The sequence below is a fragment of the Gilvimarinus gilvus genome (genome assembly GCF_030518155.1).
Taxonomy (GTDB): Bacteria; Pseudomonadota; Gammaproteobacteria; order Pseudomonadales; family Cellvibrionaceae; genus Gilvimarinus; species Gilvimarinus gilvus.
The window spans coordinates 1-377 of the sequence record NZ_JAULRU010000683.1; the positions used below are offsets into that span (position 1 = coordinate 1).

At 60.5% G+C, this 377-nt stretch carries 1 pseudogene; it reads left to right on the top strand.

Features of this window, described 5'->3' with window-relative positions:
* Window positions 1-85 precede the first annotated feature (85 nt).
* Window positions 86-377, top strand: a pseudogene (locus tag QWI17_RS16875) (hypothetical protein); the annotation flags it as partial.

The window sequence follows — 377 nt, forward strand, 5'->3', positions numbered from 1 at the left end:
ACCGCGGCGGGATCGGTTTATGATGGCAGGATGATTTTCAGGAGAGCAGGCCGCGCAGCCCTGTTTCTTCCCCTAGGAGTGATGCATGACCTTATCCTTTGCAGCCAAGGCGGGTGTCTTGCTGGTGTTCTTCGGCAGCGTGCTGTTCGTGCACCTGCGCGGCAAGGCCCGTCTGCCGGTGTTGCGCCAGTTCGTCAACCATTCGGCGCTGTTCGCCCCCTACAACGCCTTGATGTACCTGTTTTCCGGGGTGCCGTCCAAACCCTACCTGGACCGCCAGCGCTTCCCGGAACTGGATGTGCTCAAAGACAACTGGCAGGAAATCCGCGAAGAGGCCATGCGCCTGTTCGACGAGGGCTATATCCGCGCCGCCGAAA